This window comes from Citrobacter sp. wls714 (assembly GCF_005281025.1).
GTDB classification, from domain to species: domain Bacteria; phylum Pseudomonadota; class Gammaproteobacteria; order Enterobacterales; family Enterobacteriaceae; genus Citrobacter; species Citrobacter werkmanii.
On record NZ_SZWZ01000095.1, the window covers coordinates 39,197 to 59,835 of the forward strand.

The following is a 20,639-nucleotide window of genomic DNA, read 5'->3' on the forward strand; positions in this document are numbered from 1 at the left end:
ACAATCCTGATAAGCGAAAAGCCCCGCCGGAGCGGGGCTGAATACATCTTAGTGGTGTGAAGAGGTCTTCACGCCGCCTTCCGGCACCGGTACATACGGCGTCTCTTTATCAGAGCGACCGTTGATGGCGCGGGCTTTCTGCCAGGTACGGAACCCGTAGAAAATGATGCTGTACACCACCACCAGGAACAGAATACTCAGACCTGCGTTGGTGTAGTTGTTGATGACGATATGGTTCATGTTGGCAATCTGCTGAGCGGTCAGTTCGCCGCCGTTAGCAATCTTCTCTTTGTACTGATTCGCCATAAAGAAGAAGCCTTCCATCTGCGGGTTGGTGCTGAACAGTTTCAGACCCAGCGCCCAGGTGGTGCAGATAAGCAGCCAGACTGCCGGAACCACGGTAACCCAGATGTATTTGGTGCGCTGCATTTTAACCAGTACCACGGTGCCGAGAACCAGCGCCACGGCAGCCAGCATCTGGTTAGAGATACCGAACAGCGGCCACAGGCTCTTAACGCCGCCCAGCGGGTCAACCACGCCTTGATACAGCAGATAACCCCACAGGCCTACGCAGCCCGCAGTACCGATGATGCCCGCAACCAGAGAGTCGGTTTTCTTCAGGAACGGCACGAAGTTACCCAGTAAATCCTGCAGCATAAAGCGGCCAGAACGGGTACCGGCATCCAGTGCGGTCAGGATGAACAGCGCTTCAAACAGAATACCGAAGTGATACCAGAAGCCCATATCAGCCATCGGCAGCACTTTGTGGAACACGTGAGCGATACCCACGGCCAGCGTCGGTGCGCCACCTGCGCGGTTCAGAACGGACGGTTCACCGATGTCTTTCGCGGTCTGCAGGATCTGCTCAGGCGAAATCACGAAGCCCCAGGAGCTGACGGTCGCTGCCGCATGTGCGGTAACATCTTTCAGCTGCGCCATAATCAGCGGTGCGTTTTCGCCGCTCATTTCATGCAGGTTCGGCATGGTGATGCCAAGGCCCGCAGGCGGGGTGTTCATCGCGAAGTACAGACCCGGTTCGATGATAGACGCAGCAACCAGCGCCATAATCGCCACGAAGGATTCCATCAGCATCGCGCCGTAACCGATAAAGCGCGCATCGGTTTCACAAGCCAGCAGCTTCGGCGTGGTACCGGAAGCAATCAACGCGTGGAAGCCAGATACCGCACCACAGGCGATGGTAATAAACAGGAACGGGAACAGAGCGCCTTTCCACAGCGGGCCAGTACCATCAACGTACTGCGTCATCGCCGGCATTTTCAGTTCCGGATTGAGGATAACAATCCCCACCGCCAGACCGACGATAACGCCGATTTTCAGGAAGGTCGCCAGATAGTCGCGCGGGGCGAGGATCAGCCATACCGGCAGCAGCGCAGAGATAAACGCGTAACCAATCAGGGTAAAGGTAATGGTGGTGTCTTTAAAGGTCAGCGCCGGACCCCAGTACGGGTCGTGCGCAATCACGCCGCCGAAGTAGATGGAAGCCACCAGCAGCACAATACCAATTACCGACACTTCACCCACACGTCCTGGGCGCAGGAATCGCATGTAGATCCCCATGAATAGCGCAATCGGTACGGTTGAGCAGACGGTGAACACACCCCATGGGCTTTCCGCCAGCGCTTTCACCACGATCAGCGCCAGTACCGCCAGGATGATGATCATGATTAAGAAGCAGCCGAACAGGGCAATGGTTCCTGGGATCGGGCCCATCTCTTCTTTGATCATCTCGCCGAGAGATGCGCCGTTACGGCGGGAAGAGATAAACAGCACCATGAAGTCCTGTACCGCACCTGCCAGTACCACGCCTGCCAGCAGCCATAACGTTCCGGGCAGGTAGCCCATCTGCGCGGCCAGTACCGGTCCAACCAGCGGACCTGCACCAGCGATAGCAGCAAAGTGGTGACCAAACAATACGTTACGGTTGGTTGGAACGTAGTTCAGACCGTCATTGTTGATGACCGCCGGCGTGGCGCGCGTCGGGTCAAGTTTCATCACTTTCTGGGCGATGTACAGACTGTAGTAACGATAGGCCACCAGATAAACAGAAACTGAGGCGACCACGATCCACAGGGCACTAATGTGCTCACCCCGACGTAATGCCACTACCGAGAGGCAGAATGCACCGATGATTCCGAGAATCACCCAGGGTATGTGCTTGAATATCTTTTTCGTATCCATAGTAAAACCTGGTATCTAATTAATAATTGGCCGAAGCCGCGTGGGTTTGATCTTGTGTTTGAGGAGGTAAATTGACTGCTATGTTGGAGGGATCTTGCCAGAGAATTACGCGCGTAAAGTAAGGTAAATAAGTGAGCGGTTGTATGTCAGCTTAAGCGGTCTCAAGTGTCAGTGAGCGGTAAGCAGTAGGGGTTAACGGGGATGTTTATGTGATTGAGATCACTAATAAACCCGCTTAGCGCGTTGGCGGACGGCGTGGATCGACGAATCGTCGATGCTGAGATCGATTCAGTTAGCACGAATTCCATAAAGTTTTCCCTTTCCAGGCCGAAAATTCTGACATCTGTCTAGCGGAAAGAGAAAACATGTTAAAACGAATGAAGATTGTTACCAGCTTACTGCTGGTATTGGCGCTATTTGGCCTTTTACAGCTCGCCTCAGGCGGCTTGTTTTTTAACTCACTGAAGAATGACAAAGAGAACTTTACCGTTCTGCAAACCATTCGCCAGCAGCAATCTGCGCTGAACGCTACCTGGGTTGAACTGCTGCAAACGCGTAATACCCTGAACCGGGCGGGTATTCGCTACATGATGGATCAGAGCAACATCGGCAGCGGCGCGACCGTTGCAGAACTGATGCAGGTGGCGAGTAATGCCCTGAAGCTGACCGAAAAAAACTGGGCGATTTACGAGTCGCTCCCGCGCGATCCGCGTCAAAGCGAAGCCGCGTTCCAGGAGATCAACCGCACCTATGACATCTATCACGGTGCGCTGGCGGAGCTGATCCAGTTACTGGGTGAAGGCAAGATCAACGCGTTTTTCGATCAACCGACGCAGAGCTATCAGGACGGTTTTGAGAAGCAGTACATGAGTTACATGCAGCAGAACGATCGCCTGTATGACATCGCGGTTGAGGACAATAACGCTTCCTATAGCCAGGCAATGTGGGTGCTGGCATGTGTACTGATTACCGTGCTGGCCGCTATCGTTGCGGTTTGGTTTGGTATCAAACTGACGCTGATCTCTCCGATGAACCGCCTGATTGAAAGCATTCGTCATATCGCCAGTGGTGATTTGGTGAAGCGTATTGAGGTGGAAGGATCCAACGAGATTGGACAGCTGGCGGAAAGTCTGCGCCACATGCAGGGTGAACTGATGAACACCGTGGGTGACGTGCGTAACGGTGCCAACGCGATTTACAGCGGCGCCAGCGAGATTGCGATGGGCAACAACGATCTCTCCTCGCGTACCGAGCAGCAGGCGGCTTCTCTGGAAGAAACGGCGGCCAGCATGGAACAGCTGACGGCGACCGTGAAGCAGAACGCCGAAAACGCGCGTCAGGCCAGCCATCTGGCGCTGAGCGCTTCGGAAACCGCGCAGAAAGGCGGTAAAGTGGTTGATAACGTGGTGCAAACCATGCGCGACATCGCTTCCAGTTCGCAGAAAATCGCCGATATTATCAGCGTTATCGACGGGATTGCCTTCCAGACCAACATTCTGGCGCTCAACGCCGCAGTAGAAGCCGCGCGTGCGGGCGAGCAGGGGCGTGGTTTTGCGGTGGTTGCGGGTGAGGTTCGTAACCTGGCCCAGCGAAGTGCGCAGGCCGCGCGCGAGATCAAGAGCCTGATTGAAGACTCGGTCAGCCGTGTGGATGTGGGTTCAACGCTGGTGGAAAGCGCCGGTGAAACCATGGATGAGATCGTTAATGCGGTAACCCGCGTGACCGATATCATGGGTGAAATTGCCTCCGCCTCTGATGAGCAGAGCCGCGGCATCGACCAGGTGGGTCTGGCCGTTGCAGAGATGGATCGCGTGACGCAGCAGAACGCCTCGCTGGTGGAAGAATCCGCCGCTGCCGCCGCGGCACTGGAAGAGCAGGCCAGCCGTCTGACCCAGGCCGTTGCCGTGTTCCGTATTCAGCATGACCAACAGCGCGCGCGCGACGTTGCCGCCGCAAAACCGGTTTCAACGGTCCAGCCGCGTAAAGCTGCGGTAACCGATGCCGGGGATAACTGGGAAACGTTCTAAGCCTGTGATGCCGGATGGCGCTGTCGCTTATCCGGCCTACGGGGACAAGTTACCCAGGGCCGATAAGGCGTAGCCGCCATCGGGCAATTAACGCAGCATCAGGCGCATGGCGCAGCGTCGTTCGTACGTCTGCCCGTGCGCCACCTCTTCAGCCCTTTTTTCGCGCAATTCCGGAGAAAGCGTCTCGTCAGCCAGCATTTCAAAACCCAGCCGCGCATACAATGGCGCATTCCACGGCACATCGCGGAAGGTGGTCAGCGTCAGTGACGTATAACCTTTCTCGCGAGCCTGTTCGGCAACATAGCCAATCAATCTGCGGCCAATTCCTTTTCCCTGCCACTCCAGATGCAGCGACAGTTCAGCAATAAACAGCGATGACCCCAGCGTTTCGGCTACCAAAAAACCGACCGGACGCTCATCGACCTGCGCCAGCCAGCTCATGCCTGCGGCGGCAAATGCCCGATGCTGAGCAGCAGATATAATCTGGTCGTCAGCAATCCACGCCAGGTCGGGGAGGAGTAAAAAACGTTGCCCCGCAGATCGTTCGATGGCGGGAAGAGCGGCAGTTTCTGCCAGAGTAGTCGCGCGCAAGATGATGTTCATACGGAGAGCATAACATGCCCGATAAGCACGGTGTTATCGGGCATCTGGAGGATTAATCTTTACGCGGATCGCTAATGGGCTGGCGCACCAGGATGATGTAGGCGAGGGCACCTGCCATCGTGACGCAACCGCAGATAATCAGCGCCAGGCGGAAAGAGTTGGTGGTATCCACAATAAAGCCGGTAACGATCGGCGCGAAGGACGCGCAGATAAAACTGGCAAAGTTCTGGATACTGCCTACGGAGGCGGTCATACGTGAGGCGACGGCGACGTGGATCAAGCCCCAGCAGGAGGTTCCGGCGAAGTGGATACAGAACAGCGCCATACCGATCAGTAACACCGCGGCCATTGATGTTGTCGCCTGCGGTACCACGAAGGTGAAGGCTGCAGAGCAGAACATCCCGGCGATAATACAAATCTTACGGCTCTTAATCGGTGCCATACCGCCTTTCACCAGCCAGTCGGTGACAAAACCGTTAATCAGCATGCCAGCTGCGCCGAACAGGAACGGAATGGCCGCCATTAAGCCAGTGCTTTTTAAATCCAGGTTGTAGGAGGTCTGCAGGTAGCCCGGTAGCCAGGCCAGGTATAACCATGCGGTGTAGTTGATGCCGCTGAAGCCCAGCATCATGCCCCACATGGTACGGTTGCGGAACAGGCTACGCCATTCGGCAAAGCTCAGCGGATCGCGGCGGGCATTGACGCTGCCGGCGTTCAGGTAAGCCTGTTCCGTGGCGCTCAACTCAATTTGCTCGCGGTTGCGATACAGCATGTACCAGCCGATGGCGAGAAAAATACCCAGCACGCCGATAGTAATAAACATCCAGCGCCAGCCCATTACCAGCATCATGGCGGCCAGAATCGGCGGGCTAATGGCAACCCCGATGGTCGAGGCGGCGTTAAACAACCCCATCGGGCGACCGCGCTCTTTGATGTTAAACCAGTCGTTGATGACCTTTACGCCGCACGGGTTCATGGGCGCTTCGCCGATCCCCATGCCAATACGCACCAGCACAAACTGTGTGAAGCTGTGTACCATCCCGGACAGCGCCTGAAACAGCGACCAGAAGAACATCCCGAGTCCTAACATAATGCGCGGACCCTTGCGATCCAGCAGCGGGCCGCAGGGCAGTTGTGCAATACCGTAAGCGAGAGAGAAGACCGACAGCAGGACGCCGATTTGCGTGGCGCTCAGCCCCAGTTCTTCCCGAATCGTTAAGTTGGCGACCGATAATGAACTACGGTCGAGGTAATTAATCACCGCAGCAAAAAATAATAAAATCATTGCTGTGGTCTGAATGCGTTTTATTCGGCTACTGCGTTGTACCATGCCCTCAGGCGGAACATTAATATCCGCTGATGACGACGTGTCAAACGAAGAACTCGGGTCGAGGGTAATATTATTTTTTTCCACGCCGGACTCCTGAACCTCAATAATTTATTTTTACACAGCAGTGGGCTGTGCAGTATTGAAAAAATACCAGTGATGAATCAATTTACTCATCACCGCTCACAAAAGTTTTTAATGCAGTCGACTTAGCGTGAGCATAGGCAAGAGGTATTTTTCAGGGGTTTATATTTTTATAAAATCGTGCTCCCGGTAATGGTTTGCTGTTTTTTATCGGTACTTAATGCGCGGCAGCACTACTTTGATTGATGGAGCGAATCATCGATTGTTTGGCTGTATTCAAATGGTTACACAGCGCCAGAGTGGCATCCAGATCGCTGCGGCAAATTAGCGCGCTGAGGATGGTCATATGCTCATCGATGGCAATGATGTTGCGCTGTTTAAGATCGCTTTCATCCCACTGATAGTGGAAGTGGAAAATCACCGAGATGATTTCAAGTGATTGATTAAAAAATATATTATCAGCAGCGGAGAGCAGTAAAGCATGAAACTCACGGTCTAACTGCGAGAACATACGAAAGCTGCTGCCGATGCTGTCGCGCAGGATGCGATGGCGCTCCAACAGCGTTTTTGCCTGCAGCCAGCGCGGGTCATCATCGGGCAGATTGAGGAAATGCTGCAAAGAATGGGTTTCCAGCATTTCTCTGAGTTCAAACAACTGTTCCGCATAGGCCTGATCGAACTGCTTCATGCTCCACTGACCGCGTTTTTCGTTTTTAATCAGGTTGTAACGTTCGAATTTTAAAAGATATTCCCGCACAACTACCGGACTGACGCCTGCGGCTCTGGCAAGCTGCAGTTCGGAGAAACTCTCGCCTGCGCGCAGTTGGCGCTGGTTGATCATGGTGAAAAAAGCCTGCTCGAAGATCCGGTTTTGCTCGGTCATGGAGGCGGTGGTGCAGGCAAAACCGTCGTCATGGTCAGGTTTACGCACGATGACATAGTGGCTGCCGACCTGCGTTAGTACGCCGCATTCGCCTAAGTGGCTCAGCATATGGCGCACGGTGGTGCGGCTGATGTTGTACATCTCCGCCAGCGCGCTTTGCGACGGAAGTGGGGAAGGGATATGACCCCGCGCCATATCATCGATTATTTGGTTAATCACATTGTGGCGTAAGTTCTGTGAACGGCTCATGGCGTCTCCTTTTTGGCTATTAAAACCCGATTTAAAACATTTTTATGCGCTGAGATTCACAGATTACGTTTCCGCTTTCTCCGGTTTTTTTATTTTCGTTGATATCTGAGGCAACAAAAAACAGGAGAGCAGAATCATGTCTACGATGAATACGTTGATTTGCCAGGAACCTAAAAAATTAGTCTGGAAAGAGCGTGAAATACCTATTCCTGGTGAGGGCGAGGCATTAATAAAAATTAAGTCGGTGGGTATTTGTGGCACCGATATTCATGCCTGGGGCGGCAATCAGCCTTTTTTCAGCTATCCACGTGTATTAGGCCATGAAATATGTGGGGAAATTGTCGGGTTGGGCAAAAATATACAAAATCTGAAAAATGGCCAGCAGGTGGCGGTTATTCCTTACGTGGCCTGTCAGCAGTGTCCGGCGTGCCTGAGCGGGCGCACCAACTGTTGTGAGAATATTTCAGTGATTGGCGTGCACCAGGATGGCGGCTTCAGCGAATACTTGTCCGTGCCGGTGACCAACCTGCTGGATGCGCAGGGCATTGACCCGCAGGCTGCGGCGTTGATTGAGCCTTATGCCATCAGCGCACATGCGGTACGTCGGGCGGCGGTAGCGCCGGGTGAGCAGGTGCTGGTGGTCGGTGCCGGTCCGATTGGTCTGGGCGCGGCGGCGATTGCCAAAGCCGATGGTGCACAGGTGGTGGTGGCGGATACCAGCCCCGCGCGCCGGGAGCATGTGCTTTCCCGACTGGATCTTCCGGTTATCGATCCCTCCGCTGAAGATTTTGATGCGCAATTGCGCGCTCAGTTTGGCGGCTCGTTGGCGCAAAAGGTCATTGATGCCACGGGGAATCAGCATGCGATGAACAACACAGTGAATTTGATTCGCCATGGCGGCAGCATCGTTTTCGTTGGGCTGTTCAAAGGCGATTTACAGTTCTCCGATCCTGAGTTCCATAAAAAAGAAACCACCATGATGGGCAGTCGCAACGCGACCCCGGAAGATTTCGCCAAGGTGGGGCGCCTGATGTCGGCAGGCAAACTGACCGCCGACATGATGCTCACGCACCGTTACGCGTTTGCCCAGCTTGCAGAGATCTACGAGCGGGACGTGATTAACAACCGGGAACTGATTAAAGGCGTGATCACGTTCTGAGAGGATAAGAGTGATGAAAACATTGAATCGACGTGATTTTCCGGGTGCCAGCTACCCTACGCGCGTGATCCAGTTTGGTGAAGGTAATTTTCTGCGGGCGTTTGTTGACTGGCAACTGGATATCCTTAATGAGAAAACGGATCTCAATGCTGGCGTGACCATTGTTCGCCCGATTAATACCGATTTTCCGCCGTCGCTGAACGCTCAGGATGGGCTATATACCACGCTTATTCGTGGGTTGAACGAGCAGGGCGAAGCGGTAAGCAAGGCGCGGCTGATTCGTTCGGTGAATAACGAAATCAACCCGTACAAGGATTTCGCGGCGTATCTGGCGCTGGCGCACAATGCAGATATCCGTTTTGTGTTTTCGAACACCACTGAAGCCGGGATTAGCTATCACGCGGGGGACAGCGTGGATGATGCCCCGCCGGTGAGTTTTCCGGCCAAACTGACGCGACTGCTGCTGGAGCGCTTTAACCATTTTGCGGGGGCGGTGGATAAGGGCTGGGTAATTATCCCGTGCGAGCTAATCGACTATAACGGTGAGTCGCTCAAAACGCTGGTGCTGCGGTATGCGCAGGAGTGGCACCTTCCTCCGGCGTTTGCCGACTGGGTGGAAACGGCGAACACCTTCTGTTCCACGCTGGTCGACCGCATTGTTACTGGCTACCCGCGTGAAGAAGCCGCCGCGCTGGAAGCTACGCTTGGCTATCACGATGCGTTTCTCGATACCGCGGAACACTTTTATCTGTTCGTGATCCAGGGACCGGCATGGTTGGCCGAAGAGTTAAAACTGGCGCAATGCCCGCTGAATATCCGGGTGGTGAGCGATATCAAGCCGTACAAGGAACGTAAGGTCGCGATTCTGAACGGCGCGCATACGGCGCTGGTGCCGGTTGCCTGGCTGTGCGGGCTGGAGACCGTTGGCGAAGCGATGCAGGATGCTGATGTCCGCCATTATATTGAGCGAGCGATTGGTGAAGAAATCATTCCGGTATTGGATCTCGATGCCGATGAACTGCGCGAATTTGCCGGTGCGGTGAGCGGGCGTTTTCAGAACCCCTACATTCGCCATCAGTTACTTTCCATCGCGCTTAACGGCATGACCAAATTCCGCACCCGTATATTGCCGCAGCTGCTGGCGGGCCAGCAAAATGGATGTTGGCCTGTGCGCTTAACCTTCGCTCTGGCCGCGCTGTTGGCGTTTTATCGCGGCGAACGGGCCGGGGAAGGCTATCCATTGCAGGATGACGAGCAGTGGATAAATCTGTATGCCAGCCTGTGGCCGCAAGTTGGCAATGATTTAACGCTGCGGGAACTGGTGAATGCAGTGCTCGGCGATGCCGCGCACTGGGGGGAAGATCTGACGTTGCTGCCAGGCCTTGCAGAGCAGGTGACAGCCAACCTGGAAATGATTCTGGTGCAGGGAATGCGTCAGGCGGTGAACAGTCTGGAATAAGGTTGCCATGCAGCGCCCGGAGTTGTGTTGGGCGCTGTTTTTTTTACCCCTGAGCTGCCACCACTTTGATTTCAACCATCCCGATCCCCAGCTTACGCGGCGAGTGGCCGAGAATATTACCCTCGTTGGTAGCGACCGGATCGGGTGGGATAATCACCAGCGTATCGGCATCCGCCGGATTATCAAAATGTAAGGTAGTGGTGCTGATATCATGGCTTAGCACCAGCGTCTGTTCCTCATTGCCAACGCGCACGGGTATCGGGCGATTGGCGTTATCGCCATAGGCTTTGGCGGTGATGACCAGATCGAATTTTTTCGGCAATGGCGCTTTGTATTCGATTTTTACCTCTTCACTGAGCTGCGCATTGGACCAGCGTCCCCACGATTCAGGGCGTGAAATACCGCTAAATTGTTTCACCTCTTCCGGCGCGCCCGCCACGTTAAAGACGAAGCTGTCTGCCTTGTAGCGAATATCGTTATCGACAATTTTCAGCGTATCGACGTTGCCTTTGTAGCGCTCCATGTCGATCACCGTGTCTTTAAAGACGGTTTTGCTTTTCCATTTGGCTTTGTCAACGTGCTGCACGATTTGTTGCCCGCCCAGTTGCCCCTGCGAGACGCACCAGTCGGTGGAAAGCGCCAACTCCGGTGCCCACAGCTGCGCCATTTTGTAGCAGCGATCGACCCAGACAAAGTTATCGCGCGGCGCGAAATCTGCCAACTGGAAGCGCAGCGGGGCCGAATATTCGCTTTCTGGTAGCGGCTCGACGCGTTTATCCGATACGCGCAGCAGCAGCGGCAGGCGGAAATGGCTGCCGGAGAAAGCGATCATATTTTTGTCCTGATCGACGGTGAACTCTTTCATCTCTTTGGGGAAATTCCACAGGCGGATGATGTCGGGTTTCCACGCCAGCATTTTTTCTTTGATGTTGAGGAACACTTCCGACACGGATTCGCCCGACAAACTGCTGCGGCCAAGGCCGATAAAGTTATCACCGCCCAGGATATCCAGCACCGTTGCGCCGTTATCCATCGTGTTACGTTTCACCGCCAGCGTATCCTGTTGCGGCTGGTCGCCGCGCAGCACGAAGAACAGGTTGTTGCGATCCTGCTTGTTCAGATACTTCCATGCGGTGTTGTTCATCGCCAGATGATCGGAAGAAACCACGATCACGGTATCTTTAAACCACGGGGATGCTTTGATTTTATTGATAAATTCAGCGATGTTTTCCTGGCTGCAGCTCACCGCGCTGAAGGACTGATTGGCCTTACCGTCGATGTCATAACGTTTGCGGTTACAGCTACGTGAGATAAATCCATCCGGATGATGGGTATCCACGGTTAGGGTAAACAGCGAAAAACGTTGTCCTGAACGCGATAGCTCTTCAAATTTTTTCCAGGCTTCGTCCAGCACGGTGTCATCGTAAAAACCCCAGTCGTTACGATATGCGGGATCCGCCACCACACTTTTTAACTCTTCTGCGCCGTACAGATGATCAAACCCGTGAGATTTCAGGAACACATCCTTCCCGGCAAAGCGCAGGTTGGCCCCCTGCACAAAGTAGTTTTGGTAGCCGGAGTTTTTCAGGATGTCGCCGAGACAGATATTGTTGGGGAAAAAGCTGGAAACCGATGCCGAGGCATTGCCTTCAAATGGCGCAAATAGCGGGATGCCACATTGTGAAGCGACCATACCAGCGATGGTGTAATCCGTCCCCGGTAGCTGCATGGTGTTGCTGAAATCCATGCCTTCATTTTTCAACGCGCCGAGTTCCGGGGTCAGATCCGGGAACGCATCGTTGTTAAAGTAGGTGCGTTCGAGGCTTTCGCCGTAGATATAAACCAGGTTCAGCTTCGGGTTGGGAATGGTTTTCGACGGCTCTTTATAATAGGTCAGGAAATCCGGATCGCCATCGCGCGACTGAGATTTCACCAGTTCAGTTATCTGGTGAAACGCCGGGCTGGCGTCAACGGAGGCCAGCGCCAGCAGCAGGGCCAGCAGGCTGTAACCCACGTGATGCGGGTGATGGCGACGGCGGCGAAGGATCCAGCCGAGGGCGACAAAGACGGTCGTCAGCGCCAGCGCAATTCCGACGCCAGGCAGAATATATTTCCCAATACCCGCGCCGGTCAGGCTGTTGGTCAGAGTGTAAAGCACCGCGTCGTTGATTCCGTCGCCGGTGAAATAGTCACTGGCATACAGTGTGATATTCAAGACGATAAAAATCCCCAGCACCGTTAACGTGGCGGCAAACCACCAGGTATTGCGACCCGCTTTCCAGGCGTAAATCAGCACTGAAGCGAGAAACAGAGTGATGGAGATTAATTCTGACACGGTCGATCCTCAGTAAACCGGGCACATGCCTGGCAGGCTAATCATTTGGTGAGAGAACAATGTAATAGCGTTGTTATATTGCTGCAATTGTAGTGACATTAAATTACGTTGTTATTCAGAATTGGTTTAGATATGCGCGTTTTTTTGCGGGTAATTACGGCTTTCGTGATGGCGGTATGTATCGGCAGGAATGGGGGATGCCGCGCAGGGGACGCGCGGCATTTAATGCCTCAGGAAATGAAGTTCATGCCCTGTTTTAACACCAGATCGCAGGCCTTGGTTTTTACCTGCTTCGCCAGCGAGCTATTACCAATCGTATTCAGGTCCAGCTGTTGGCCATCTTTGGCATTGAGCAGGCCCTGAATGCCGTCCATGTAGTTGGTATCTTGTTTCTGCTCTGGAGCACTGAGGCCGAGTTTATCCAGCACCTGGTTTTTGACGTTTTGCGTGTCGGTAACCGAGGCCAGTTTCTGTTTGGCGCAATATTCCAGGATCCCGGCGGCGTTATTCATGCTGCTTGAGGTCAGTGACTGATTGCTGCCATTCAGCAGGCTGGTCAGGGAAGAGAGCGACGAGCTGCCCTGCGAGCCGGAGCTTTGTTTGCTCAGTTCGCTGGCAGCGCTGGAGAGCGAATCCTGCCAGGAGGCAGCAAAAACGCTGGTGGAGATGAGCGTGCTGGCGGCAAGCGCACAGCACAGCAGACGTTTGGTTGTTTTCATCATTATATGCAACTCGTGTTATGCCTTTTCAGCGCAGTATAGCGCTGGCAGCTTTAGGAGTGGTCCTAATACGTTTAATACTCTTTGCCTGTTACCCGGCTACGGTAGCTGTCCCAGTTAAAAATCACCCACAGGCTGTTGCCAAGGCGCATACGGTCCATCACGCGCTCTCCCAGCAGTTTGTTCATTTCATCCATATTGCTGTTGGTTAACATGCCGGTTGGGCGTTTTGAGGACGATCGGCGATCGACGATCTGATTGATGATCACTTTTTCATAGCGCGATTCGGTCTGCATGCCGATCTCATCGATCACCAGCAGATCCACATTGCTAAGATCGTTGAGCAACTGTTCTTCGCTGGTTTCACGGTTACTAAAGGTTTCTTTCATCGCCGACATGATATCAGCCACGGTGATGATCAGTACCGACTTACCGCGGAGCAGCAGTTCGTTGCAGATGGCTGCCGCCAGATGATTTTTGCCGGTGCCGGGTTTGCCCGAGAAAATAAAGCTGGCGATGTTGCCGTCAAACTCATCAACGTACTGGCGGGCTTTGCTCAGGGCGTTCATCTGACCTTCGCATTCCACCCGATAGTTATCGAATGAACAGTTTTGGTGCAGCGGACGGATACCGGAGCGGTTAAATGTGCGCTGCATTTTCATGGCCCGGTTTTCGCGGGCCAGCGCTGCGGCACGAATTTCACCTTGCTCTTTTTGCCATGCCAGTAGCTCTTCGCCCGTTTTAAAGGCAGGCTCGACATTGGGCGGCATCATTTTTTGCAGACGTTTCATCAGATCGCCAACGTTTTTCATCGTTATCCTCTAAAACCTGGTGGAATATGGCTGTCAGGTTCGCTGACACTGTTCACATCGCGCTTTGGCATTCCGCCATTGCTGGCCCGGCCAATCTGGATGCTACGCGCCAGTTTTTGCTGCCACTGAATATGGTGAAAGACTTTGCCTTCGGCCTGCCAGTAGGCGACGAATGAGGCCAGTTCCTCGGCGGTGACCGGTTCTCTTAACGCCACGCCCCACAGAGCGGCCTGGCGCTGAAAGTCGGCATCGGGCTGCCAGTCAGCGTACATCGCAAATTTCCCCATTGGCACGGCAACGGGCGCAGCTTGCGGCTCTTCATAAAATTGCGCATCCAATGTCACATCACTTCCCGGACGTGACAGCTTCTCTTCAAGCTCCAACAACTGAGCCAGTCGCGCAGGCGTCAGCGCGTAAAAGGCTGGCGCATTGTTGGCGAATACCGCTACGGCGCCACCCGCAGACTTTGCCAGTACCGCGTGATGATCGTGTAGTAAGGCGTCAATGCTGATGACGTCCGGCGTCAAAATTTTGCAGGGCATAATGTTTCTCAAAACTGAACAACAACTGAGAAGGGACTGCTTTTATAGTAACACAGAGAACCAGGAGAGCAGCAGATGAGGGGGAGATTCCCCCTCTGCGATGTGCTTAGAAATTACCGCGCTAGACGCGCGGGCGTTTGCGATACAGCCATAAGCCTGGTACGGATAAGCCGATAGAGAGCGCACCGACAATTGATGAGGCTTTCAGGAAATTGGTTAACAGGGTGATCATCAGCGCTTCGCTATAGCCGAAATGGCCGATTTTTACCGCGGAGATCATGGCGGTGTAGGCGGAGATCCCAGGAAACATGGGGATCACAGCCGCGACGGTGAAGACCTTAGGATGCGCCAGATACCAGCGCGACCACTGGATCCCAATGCAGCCAATCAGCAGCGACGCCATAAAGGTTGACCATTCAATATTAAATCCTGCGCTCATCATCACCATTCGTGAACCATGGCCCAGCGCACCGAGTAACGCACACCAGGGAAGCGCGCGATGCGGCACGTTAAATACCATGGCAAAGCCCAGTGCCGGAATCGCCGACAGGATCATGTCCTGTATTAGCGCCAGAATGAAATCGATCACGCCCATCCGCGTAGCCCCCATAAGGTCATCGACATAACCACCCCAATGCAGGTCGCCAACGTTAGCAGACTGGCAATGGCCCAGCGAGCCAGCCCGGTATTAATGTGCCCCTTAAACATATCTGCGACAGAGTTGATCAACGGAAAACCCGGAACCAGCAGCAGCACGCTGGCCGCCATGGCGATGGTTGGGGTGTGATTAAAGGTCGGCAGCGTCAGCAACAGGCCGGATATCGTGGTTGCCACAAAGGCGGTGATACAAAAGTTGATTTGCGGGTGCAAATGCCGGGACGCCAGGACCTGGCGGATATACATTGCTACCATGCTGGCGAAAAAGGTGATCACTGCGCCATCCCATCCGCCGTTATTAAGTTTACAAAAGCAGGCGCAGGACAAACCAACCATCAATGCGACCAGCCATCTTGGATAGCGTAGCGGCTTAATCTGGCTAAAGCGCTTCTCAACGCCTTTTATATCCAGCAGCTTGTGTTCCGCTAAAATAACGATGTGCTGCACTTCCGTCACGACGTGCATGTTAATGCCGCGATCATGATTTTTTCGGGTCGACGTCAGGCATTGCCCATCTTTAATGGTGGTCAGGACAATCGCGTTGGAGGAGATGGCGCTTTCTACGCTATCCATGCCAAGCGCCAGGCCGAGGCGAGTGGATAGCTCGTCAACCAGCGCGCTTTCCGCACCATGCTGGAGTAAAAAAAGCCCACATTGTATACATAACCGTGTAACCGTTCGCTGTGACGACTGCTCTGTTTGCATGGCTCGCTCTGACTGAAAAGGATCTCATTGAAGGGTGAATGCTTTCTTTTTATCATGAAGCACGAGCCCGTTGGCTCTGGCAAGATCAATCTTTGCGTTGAAAAAAGACGCAGGTCGCAGCCGCTTACATGCCTTACCTGCTTATCAATAAAGATAGCGCTACATGAAAAGGTCGTGTTATTTATAAGGATGGCAAATACGTAAGCAATGCTAATGTTCTATTGTAGTTCTTTTAATTGTACATAGAATGTATTTGTGCGTAATTTTGTAATAACGGTTCAATAGTTTGACGCTATTGGGATTATAGCGCCATTACTTTAATATTTTAATAAAATCCAAGGATAAACAATTCACCTCGTCTATAGTTTAGGTTTTTCTGTTAATTAATATATTTAATTTATCAGGAAGCTTTTAATAAGTGCGAATACGGACTGGTGAATGTGGAGGGGATATGTTGCCAGGACGCTGCAAAAACGCAATTATTATTAGTAAATTACCGATCGTACAAACTGGGCTTAAAGGTGTAATGCAAGGACAGTTCGCTGATTGCGAATTAACTTACTGTCGTTCCGTTGAAGAACTGACATTGTTGCAGTTGCGGTGCGCTGATTTGGTGATTGCTGATTTACCCGCAGACTGTAATCATCCTCGCTCAGTCTGCGAACAATATTATTCTTTATTATCTCAATACCGTGATATTCATTGGGTATTTCTTGTATCTCGTATTTTTTACCCTCTCGCCATCGAACTGCTGATGTGCCCGATCAGTTCGCTGTTATCTGATGCAGAGCCGATTGAAAGTTTAGTGAATGTAATTCATGCGGGAAATACCCGAGCAGAGAGAATTAGCAAGTCGCTGCTCTCTCCGCCCCTAATGCCAGAGTTGGCTGACCATAGCGTCCGCTCAATTGTACTTACCCTCTCGGAGAGGAAAGTGCTGAGACTCCTGGGAAAAGGCTGGGGAATTAACCAGATTGCGTCGTTGCTTAAGAAAAGTAATAAAACAATCAGCGCCCAAAAGAACAGCGCCATGCGTCGCTTATCAATACACAGCAATGCAGAAATGTACGCATGGATAAACAGTTCTCAAGGATCGCGAGAACTGAATTTACCTTCAGTATATGGAGAGACCACGGAATGGAAAGCAGAAGCATTAAAAGAAACGTCGCACTTATAGAAAAATGTGCGATGAGTAGCGTGGGTATTGAGAGTTTATTTAATACCATGCCGGGTGACCAATACGCACTTCATCTCTTTTCGAATCAGCTTGCCTTTAGTCAGGCGATGTTAAAAATGTCATTTTCGGCAGTTATTTTTTCTCTTTCTGCTATCAGGACCGATCGCAGAGCAGGGCTCGCCTATCTGACGGAACTGGCGATAAATTTCCCTCGCATCAGGCGTATAGTTATTGCCGATGACGATGCTGAGGCGCGTTTAATTGGCTCTCTGTCACCATTGCCATTGGATGGGGTTGTTAGCAAAGCTTCTTCGTTAACTGTGTTGCAGGACGCGTTATTTACAGCATTGAATTGCCCTACCCAGGTAACCGAAAGCGCGAAAAACCATTGGTTTATCAATCAAAGCCGTGTGCTTAGCCCTACAGAACGAGAAATTCTGCGTTTTATGTCGAATGGCTATTCGATGCCGCAGATTGCCGTTCAGCTTGAGCGGAATATTAAAACCATTCGGGCGCATAAATTTAACGTAATGTCCAAGCTGGGCGTGAGCTCAGATGTTGGGTTACTGGATGCCGCCGATATCCTGCTGTATCTGCGCGCAGGTGAATCGACACCTTTTCTACAAGCGGCGTCGTAACGATCAACGTAGACCTATTTTGTGTCGGTTTCAGTCACCGGGCTGGGGCGTGAAACATCACTGACACACATCAACCCAGGTGGCTGAAGTTAGCTCAGCCATTCGTTCCGGTGTGATGCGAACCGCGCTGTGAATGGCTCCTGCCGCAGGCAGCACTTCAGCATAGTGCTTCAGAGAGACATCGCAATAAACCGAGATCGGTGTTTCCAGCCCGAAAGGACAAACGCCGCCAACGGGATGACCCGTCGCGTTCACTACCTCATCACTACTCAGCATACGGGCTTTGGCACCGAACGTGCTCTTTAGCTTTTTATTATCCAGCCGGGCATCGCCTTTGGCGACAACCAGGATGATGTCGTTCTTCACCTTTAGCGAAAGTGTTTTCGCGATCTGACCGGGTTCGACATTATGGGCTTTAGCTGCCAGTTCAACAGTTGCCGTGCTCTGGTCTAATTCGATGATCTCAATATCTGGGGCATGCTGCGCCAAAAATTGGCGTACTGATTGCAAACTCATTCTTCTCTCCATGGTGCCTACAGGCAGCTCCGCACAGCAGAAAACCGCATGGCGTAATTTGTCATAGGGCTTACCTCACTGTAAATATTTTATTGTAACAACATGGCAACATTGGCAGTTTTTCGATCGTCTTCACAATCAAAGAAACCGGTTACAGTAACCGGTTGCAGATTGTTGAAATGACGATTAATACTGAAGTTGTCACTTCCTCTGTATCACATAATAAGAGCCATCTATGAAACTTAACTCAAAATGCAGTTGCGCTGGTGCTCTTCCCGGCACGGTTGCGAAAAAGTGTAATGGGCTTTACATGGTGGTGTTGATGACTGCATGGCTGCAGGGTTTTGCGCAACGGGAGAGCGGCTATGTCTACTAACCATGCTGTGTTTAATGTGATTTTCCGCTTTGTTGAAAACTACGTCAGCCCTGTCGCCGGGCGTATCTCTTCGCAACGTCACGTGATGGCAATTCGTGATGGTTTTATTTCGGCTATGCCATTTATGATCGTAGGCTCATTTCTGTTGGTTTTTGCCTACCCGCCATTTTCTCCTGATACAACATGGGGATTTGCCCGCGCATGGCTGGACATGGCAAAACAGTTTGAAGGCCAAATCCTCACTCCGTTTGATATGACGATGGGGATCATGTCGGTCTACATATGTGCGGCTATCGCTTATAACCTGGGGAAGCACTATGTGAAGTCGTATCAATTAGATCCGTTTATGTGCGCGATGTTGTCCATTATGGCTTTTTTGCTGATTGCTGCGCCGAAAACCAAAGGCACGATGCCCGTTGATAGCCTGGGTGGGACGGGGATTTTCACCGCTATCCTGGTGGCGATTTACTGTGTTGAAATGATGCGTTTCCTGAAGGCGCACAACATCGGTATCCGTTTACCCGATCAGGTGCCGCCAATGATCAAAAACTCCTTCGATCTGCTGATCCCGGTGCTGGTGGTGGTGCTAACTCTGTACCCTCTGAGTCTGGTTATACAGTCGCAGTTTGACATGCTAATCCCGCAGGCCATTATGGCCATCTTTAAACCACTGGTATCCGCCGCTGATTCTCTCCCGGCGATACTACTGGCCGTGCTGATTGGTCATCTACTGTGGTTTGCTGGGATCCATGGTGCGGCGATTGTATCGGGGATGCTGCAAATGTTCTGGCTAACCAATCTCGGAATGAACCAGTCGGCGCTGGCACAGGGCGCGCCTTTGCCGCATATCTTTATGGAAGCATTCTGGACGTTTTTCATCGTGGTTGGTGGGTCCGGCGCGACGATGGGGCTGGTGATTTGCTATCTGCGCAGCCGTTCGGCTCATTTACGCTCGATTGGGCGTTTGAGCGTGGTCCCCAGCATTTTCAATATTAATGAACCGGTGATTTTCGGTACGCCGATTGTTATGAACCCGGTGTTCTTTATCCCGTTCCTGTTGGCCCCGATGGTGAATGCGGTGCTGGCATGGGCGGCGATGAAGCTGGATTTAATTGGTCGGGTGATTTCCGTCGTTCCCTGGACGGCCCCGGCTCCGGTTGGTGCGGCATGGGCGTTAGGCTGGGATTATCGTGCGGCCATCCTGGTTGTCCTGCTGGCATTGGTGTCGGCGATCATTTATTTCCCATTCTTTAAAGTTTATGAAAAGCAGCTTCTGGCACAGGAAAAAGAAGAAGCACAGCGTATAGAAGAAAATCAGCAGGTTGCATAATTTGTTGGCGAGGGGCTACGGTTCCTCGCTTATTTCAGCGTACAGTCACCGCATTGCTGAACGTCGGGCAGGCGATAGCGCTGGCAGCAGGTTCTGCGAACTAACAGTCCCTCGCGTGGAACAACGGTACGCCACAGGGGGTTATCCTGGCCGCAGGAGAGTTGTTTCTCAAAAAAGCAGGTCTGGCGCAGCGTGTTCAACAGTTCTTCACCTAACAACGGCTTCATTTCCGTTAAGTACCAGTGAATTAAGTATCCCGTATTACTCCAGATAAGCTTTGCGTTGATCTCGCCTGTCGCTTCCAGCGCCTGCACAACCGGCGTCAGCGCTGTGAGAATCAGCGTTTCCATACGTTGTTGAGGAGACAGGGCCGTGGTCTGGTGATCCTGATGCACATCGATCCAGAAGCAGGCTGCACGGCCCGTTTCGTGGAATTCTACGTGCATGTGTTCAGGAGAGACATCGATAGCCTCTTTTTGCGTCAGCAGAGCTACCATGAGCGGAGGCATCATCAGGCCGATATACCACTGGGCCCAGAGAGAAATCAGCGGCTTATTTTCGCGTGTCAGCGTAGCTTGGTTGCGATAGATATGGTCTGAATAAACGGCCAACAGCGAACTGAGCGTCGCCGGTTGCGTCCATTCATGTAGCGTCATCGCGCCCGGTACGGGGATTTCGTCAAGACGAATGAAGTCCAGTAGGTGCTCACGGGTCTTGGCTATCGTTTCGCGTACAGCAGCCGCCAGCGAGGGCATCTTTGCTGGGAGGTGGCTACGCCAGATGACATCTTCAACGATCGGTGCGGAACGATAAGCCATGGCAATATACGGATGTTAATCTAA

18 protein-coding genes are annotated in these 20,639 nt (G+C 52.6%); 6 read left to right on the top strand and 12 right to left on the bottom strand.

Annotated features, from left to right (window positions below):
• Nucleotides 1–48: 48 nt before the first annotated feature.
• The gene (gene btsT, locus FDX11_RS20710; RefSeq protein WP_137361753.1) at nt 49–2,199 is read right to left on the bottom strand and encodes a pyruvate/proton symporter BtsT; all 2,151 of its coding nucleotides are present in this window, start codon (nt 2,197–2,199) and stop codon (nt 49–51) included.
• A gap of 365 nt (nt 2,200–2,564) precedes the next feature.
• Here btsT and tsr point away from each other — a divergent pair, with 365 nt between their 5' ends.
• Nucleotides 2,565–4,226, top strand: a complete 1,662-nt coding sequence (tsr, locus tag FDX11_RS20715; RefSeq protein WP_042312566.1) for a methyl-accepting chemotaxis protein — start codon at nt 2,565–2,567, stop codon at nt 4,224–4,226.
• A gap of 87 nt (nt 4,227–4,313) precedes the next feature.
• Here tsr and FDX11_RS20720 read toward each other — a convergent pair whose 3' ends face one another.
• From FDX11_RS20720 to FDX11_RS20730, 3 genes are all read right to left on the bottom strand, one after another.
• Nucleotides 4,314–4,829: a GNAT family N-acetyltransferase gene (locus FDX11_RS20720; protein ID WP_137350424.1), complete on the bottom strand. Its 516-nt coding sequence runs from the start codon at nt 4,827–4,829 to the stop codon at nt 4,314–4,316.
• Between the two features lie 52 nt (nt 4,830–4,881).
• Entirely contained in the window at nt 4,882–6,243 is a 1,362-nt protein-coding gene (locus tag FDX11_RS20725) for an MFS transporter (RefSeq protein WP_042312560.1), read from the bottom strand.
• Nucleotides 6,244–6,457: 214 nt separating this feature from the next.
• The gene (locus tag FDX11_RS20730) at nt 6,458–7,372 is read right to left on the bottom strand and encodes a GntR family transcriptional regulator (RefSeq protein WP_042312558.1); all 915 of its coding nucleotides are present in this window, start codon (nt 7,370–7,372) and stop codon (nt 6,458–6,460) included.
• A gap of 136 nt (nt 7,373–7,508) precedes the next feature.
• Here FDX11_RS20730 and FDX11_RS20735 point away from each other — a divergent pair, with 136 nt between their 5' ends.
• Both FDX11_RS20735 and FDX11_RS20740 read left to right on the top strand, forming a co-directional pair.
• Nucleotides 7,509–8,531, top strand: a complete 1,023-nt coding sequence (locus tag FDX11_RS20735) for a zinc-binding alcohol dehydrogenase family protein (protein WP_042312556.1) — start codon at nt 7,509–7,511, stop codon at nt 8,529–8,531.
• A 13-nt stretch (nt 8,532–8,544) separates the two neighbouring features.
• On the top strand, nt 8,545–9,990 hold the full coding sequence (locus tag FDX11_RS20740) for a tagaturonate reductase (RefSeq protein ID WP_061382847.1): 1,446 nt from the start codon (nt 8,545–8,547) through the stop codon (nt 9,988–9,990).
• Nucleotides 9,991–10,033: 43 nt separating this feature from the next.
• Here the strand turns inward: FDX11_RS20740 and opgB are convergent, their stop codons facing one another.
• From opgB to FDX11_RS20770, 6 genes are all read right to left on the bottom strand, one after another.
• On the bottom strand, nt 10,034–12,325 hold the full coding sequence (opgB, locus tag FDX11_RS20745; protein ID WP_137398479.1) for a phosphatidylglycerol--membrane-oligosaccharide glycerophosphotransferase: 2,292 nt from the start codon (nt 12,323–12,325) through the stop codon (nt 10,034–10,036).
• 230 nt (nt 12,326–12,555) lie between these two features.
• The gene (locus FDX11_RS20750) at nt 12,556–13,047 is read right to left on the bottom strand and encodes a DUF2501 domain-containing protein (protein WP_042312547.1); all 492 of its coding nucleotides are present in this window, start codon (nt 13,045–13,047) and stop codon (nt 12,556–12,558) included.
• Between the two features lie 71 nt (nt 13,048–13,118).
• Nucleotides 13,119–13,856, bottom strand: a complete 738-nt coding sequence (gene dnaC / locus FDX11_RS20755) for a DNA replication protein DnaC (protein ID WP_038636979.1) — start codon at nt 13,854–13,856, stop codon at nt 13,119–13,121.
• A gap of 2 nt (nt 13,857–13,858) precedes the next feature.
• Nucleotides 13,859–14,398: a primosomal protein DnaT gene (gene dnaT / locus FDX11_RS20760; RefSeq protein ID WP_079225556.1), complete on the bottom strand. Its 540-nt coding sequence runs from the start codon at nt 14,396–14,398 to the stop codon at nt 13,859–13,861.
• A gap of 121 nt (nt 14,399–14,519) precedes the next feature.
• The gene (locus tag FDX11_RS20765) at nt 14,520–14,993 is read right to left on the bottom strand and encodes a threonine/serine exporter (protein ID WP_038636981.1); all 474 of its coding nucleotides are present in this window, start codon (nt 14,991–14,993) and stop codon (nt 14,520–14,522) included.
• Nucleotides 14,984–15,760: a threonine/serine exporter ThrE family protein gene (locus FDX11_RS20770; protein WP_042312543.1), complete on the bottom strand. Its 777-nt coding sequence runs from the start codon at nt 15,758–15,760 to the stop codon at nt 14,984–14,986. The genes FDX11_RS20765 and FDX11_RS20770 overlap by 10 nt, the downstream gene beginning before the upstream one ends.
• Nucleotides 15,761–16,211: 451 nt before the next feature.
• Here FDX11_RS20770 and FDX11_RS20775 point away from each other — a divergent pair, with 451 nt between their 5' ends.
• The gene (locus tag FDX11_RS20775; protein ID WP_137398480.1) at nt 16,212–16,937 is read left to right on the top strand and encodes a response regulator transcription factor; all 726 of its coding nucleotides are present in this window, start codon (nt 16,212–16,214) and stop codon (nt 16,935–16,937) included.
• Nucleotides 16,898–17,575 carry a DNA-binding transcriptional activator BglJ gene (gene bglJ / locus FDX11_RS20780; RefSeq protein ID WP_042312540.1) on the top strand — a complete coding sequence of 226 codons (678 nt, stop codon included), beginning with the start codon at nt 16,898–16,900 and terminating at the stop codon, nt 17,573–17,575. The genes FDX11_RS20775 and bglJ overlap by 40 nt, the downstream gene beginning before the upstream one ends.
• A gap of 57 nt (nt 17,576–17,632) precedes the next feature.
• Here the strand turns inward: bglJ and FDX11_RS20785 are convergent, their stop codons facing one another.
• Nucleotides 17,633–18,091: a YbaK/EbsC family protein gene (locus tag FDX11_RS20785; protein ID WP_038636987.1), complete on the bottom strand. Its 459-nt coding sequence runs from the start codon at nt 18,089–18,091 to the stop codon at nt 17,633–17,635.
• A 365-nt stretch (nt 18,092–18,456) separates the two neighbouring features.
• Between FDX11_RS20785 and FDX11_RS20790 the strand changes: the two genes are divergently transcribed.
• Complete coding sequence (locus FDX11_RS20790) at nt 18,457–19,797, top strand: PTS sugar transporter subunit IIC (RefSeq protein WP_061382863.1); 1,341 nt, start codon at nt 18,457–18,459, stop codon at nt 19,795–19,797.
• Between the two features lie 29 nt (nt 19,798–19,826).
• On the opposite strand, the gene fhuF is transcribed toward FDX11_RS20790, so the two are convergent.
• Nucleotides 19,827–20,615: a siderophore-iron reductase FhuF gene (gene fhuF, locus FDX11_RS20795; RefSeq protein ID WP_137398481.1), complete on the bottom strand. Its 789-nt coding sequence runs from the start codon at nt 20,613–20,615 to the stop codon at nt 19,827–19,829.
• Nucleotides 20,616–20,639: the final 24 nt, after the last annotated feature.